We start from the raw sequence: 3104 nt of genomic DNA on the forward strand, positions 1-3104 counted from the left end.
AGGGGTCGGCCGCGAAGTAACCGAGCCGCCCGCCGGCGAACGCGAACGCCTTGCTCATGGTGCGCGAGACGACCAGCTTCGCCGGGTACTCGGCCAGGAGCGTGCACGCGCTCGGCGACGGGGAGAACTCCGCGTACGCCTCGTCGACCACGACGATCCCCGGTGCCGCGTCGATCAGCCGCCGCAGGTCGTCCAGCTCGATCACGTGGCCCGTCGGATTGTTGGGCGTGGTGAGGAAGACGACGTCGGGGCGGTGCCCGGCGATCGCCGCCAGCGCGGCCTCGACGTCGATCGCCAGGTCCGCGCCCCGGTCGACCGGGATCCACTCGGTGTCCGTGCCCGCGGCGAGGATCGGGTGCATGGAGTAGCTGGGGACGAATCCCATCGCACTGCGACCGGGTCCGCCGAAGGCCTGCAGCAACTGCTGGAGGATCTCGTTGGAGCCGTTGGCCGCCCACACCATGTCCACGTCCAGCTCCACCCCGGTCTGCCGCGTGAGGTAGGCGGCGAGGTCGGTGCGCAGGTCGACGGCGTCCCGGTCCGGGTAGCGGTTGAGGTCGGCCGCCGCCGCGGAGACCGCCTCCGCGATATCGGCGACCAGCGCCGCACTGGGCGGGTGCGGGTTCTCGTTGGTGTTGAGCTGCACCGGCACCTCGAGTTGCGGGGCTCCGTAGGCGCTCTTCCCGCGCAGGTTCTCGCGTAGGGGCAGCGCGTCCAGGCCGACTCCTGGCCGGGGGGTGTCGCTCACTGTTCCTCCTCCGCGGCGGTGAGGTCCTCGAAGCGGGCCCGGACCGCCTCGCCGTGGGCCGGCAACCGCTCGGCGTCGGCGAGCGCGACGACGGTCGGGGCGATCTCCTTGAGTGCGGCGCGGTCGTAGTCGATGACGTGGATACCGCGCAGGAAGGTCTGCACGCTCAATCCGGACGAGTGACGGGCGGTGCCCGACGTGGGCAGGACGTGGTTCGAGCCCGCCGCGTAGTCGCCGAGCGGGACCGGGGAGTAGGCGCCCACGAAGATCGCCCCGGCGTTGCGCACCCGGGCGGCGTCGGCGGCGGAGTCGCGGGTCTGCACCTCCAGGTGCTCGGCCGCGTACGCGTCGACCACGCGCAGGCCGGCGTCGATGTCGTCCACCAGGACGATTCCCGACTGCGGGCCCTCGAGCGCCTCGCGGACGCGGTCGGCGTTGAGGGTGACGGTGTACCGGGCCTCGACCTCCCGGTCGACGGCGTCGGCGAGCTGCTCGGAGTCCGTGACCAGCACGCTCGCCGCATTGGGGTCGTGCTCGGCCTGGCTGATGAGGTCGTAGGCGATGTGGACCGGGTCGGCCGTGTGGTCGGCCAGGACGGCGATCTCCGTGGGGCCGGCCTCCGAATCGATCCCCACGACACTGCGGCACAGTCGCTTGGCGGCGGTGACGTAGACGTTGCCGGGGCCGGTGACCATGTCGACGGGCTCGAGCTCGCGGCCGTCGGTGTCCTCGCCGCCGTGGGCGAGCAGTGCCACGGCCTGGGCGCCGCCGACGGCCCAGACCTCATCGACGCCGAGCAGCGCGCACGCGCCGAGGATGGTGGGGTGCGGCCAGCCGCCGGAGTCGGCCTGTGGCGGGGAGGCCACCACGAGTGAGCCGACCCCCGCGACCTGCGCCGGCACGACGTTCATGATGACGCTCGACGGGTACACGGCCTTTCCGCCGGGGACATAGAGGCCCACCCGCTCGACGGGCACCCACTTCTCGGTGACGAAGCCACCGGCGGCGACCTCGGTGACGGTGTCCGAGCGGCGTTGGGCGGAGTGGACGATCCTCGCGCGGCGGATGGCCTCGACCAACGCCGCGCGCACATCGGGGTCGAGGGTCTCGCCGGCCTCCGTGATGACCTCCGCGGGAACCCGGACCGAAGTGGGCCGGACCCGGTCGAACTCCTCGCCGTAGTCGAGCGCGGCGAAGGCCCCGTGCTCCCGGATCGCCTCGACCACCGGGCGGACGGTGTCGACGACGGAGTCGACGTCGGCGGCGCCTCGCGGGAGTGTGCGACGCAGCTCGGCGGTGCCGAGGGTGCGACCGCGCAGGTCGATGCGGGAGAGCATGGTGTGGCCTTTCCGTTGGATCACGGGACGTCGAGCAACCGGCCGACGGCCGCGAACCAGTCTAGGTGCGCCCGCGCCCGAGCCTCCCTCATGCCACCCTCGCGGGTGTTGTGGACGCGGTCGACCGCACCCTCCGGCCGCTCACGCGCAGCACATGCCGGCCTCGTCGTCGTTCGTGGTGTCGTGATCCGCCACCGGCGAGGTCCCGAACGTCTCCGAGTCGGCGAGGACCGTGTAGACCTCCCACCGTTCGCCTCCGGGGCCGGTGACCCACACCTTGTCCTGGGTGGCGAAGCAGCAGGTCGTGCCGATCTCCTCGTCGGTGAAAAGTCCGGCGTCGGTCAGTCGCGCGATCTCACCGTGGACCTGCTCGCTCGACTCGACCTCGACGCCCAGGTGGTTGAGTGAGCCGCCCTGGCCCGGGTTCTCGAGCAGGACCAGCTTGAGGGGCGGCTGCTCCACCACGAAGTTGGCGTAGCCGGGCTTGCGCTTGGCGGGTTCGACACCGAACAGGGTCGAGTAGAACCGGACGGCCTCGTCGACGTCGTCGACATTGAGGGCGAGTTGTACACGGGACATGGTCGGAACCTCCACCTTTGTGACGGATATCGAATTACTACTCCGCACAGATAAGCACCCATTTCGATATACGTCAAGAAGCTGGGCTACACTCGCGGACATGCCCAAGGCACTGCCCCTCCTCGACGTCAGCTCGCCGGTGTGCTGCGCACCGATGTCGGCGGGCACTATCGGCCACGAGGACGCCGTGGAGATCGCGCTGCGACTCAAGGCCCTCGCCGACCCGGTACGGATCCGGCTCCTGTCGCTCCTGCTCACCAGTGACGACGGCGAGGTCCGCACCGGAGACCTGGCCGCAGCCACCGGCGTGGCCGAGTCCACCACGTCCCATCACCTGGGCCGACTCCGCGAGGCCGGGATGATCGAGTCGGAGCGGCGCGGGATGAGCGTGTTCCACCGTGCCCGCGGGTCCGCGATCGACGCCCTGCGTGCTGCGCTCG

The 3104-nt window shown here is 71.1% G+C and carries 4 protein-coding genes; 1 reads left to right on the forward strand and 3 read right to left on the reverse strand.

Annotation, left to right across the window (positions count from 1 at the left end; all coding sequences use genetic code 11):
- From G6028_RS15330 to G6028_RS15340, 3 genes are all read right to left on the reverse strand, one after another.
- On the reverse strand, nt 1–748 hold a 748-nt coding region (locus G6028_RS15330), incomplete at its 3' end, for a histidinol-phosphate transaminase (RefSeq protein WP_182659384.1).
- On the reverse strand, nt 745–2085 hold the full coding sequence (gene hisD, locus G6028_RS15335; RefSeq protein ID WP_182659385.1) for a histidinol dehydrogenase: 1341 nt from the start codon (nt 2083–2085) through the stop codon (nt 745–747). The genes hisD and G6028_RS15330, both read right to left, overlap by 4 nt.
- Nucleotides 2086–2226: 141 nt before the next feature.
- Nucleotides 2227–2664, reverse strand: a complete 438-nt coding sequence (locus G6028_RS15340; RefSeq protein WP_182659386.1) for an ArsI/CadI family heavy metal resistance metalloenzyme — start codon at nt 2662–2664, stop codon at nt 2227–2229.
- A gap of 100 nt (nt 2665–2764) precedes the next feature.
- Here G6028_RS15340 and G6028_RS15345 point away from each other — a divergent pair.
- The coding region (locus G6028_RS15345) for an Rv2640c family ArsR-like transcriptional regulator (RefSeq protein ID WP_182659387.1) at nt 2765–3104 on the forward strand (340 nt) is incomplete at its 3' end.

This window comes from Dietzia cercidiphylli (genome assembly GCF_014145145.1).
In the GTDB taxonomy this organism is placed as follows: domain Bacteria; phylum Actinomycetota; class Actinomycetes; order Mycobacteriales; family Mycobacteriaceae; genus Dietzia; species Dietzia natronolimnaea.

What these genes read in the sequence shown, in the direction of transcription:
- hisD (WP_182659385.1), bottom strand. Translation starts at nt 2,085, where the DNA reads ATGCTCTCCCGCATCGACCTGCGCGGTCGCACCCTCGGCACCGCCGAG.
- G6028_RS15340 (WP_182659386.1), bottom strand. Translation starts at nt 2,664, where the DNA reads ATGTCCCGTGTACAACTCGCCCTCAATGTCGACGACGTCGACGAGGCC.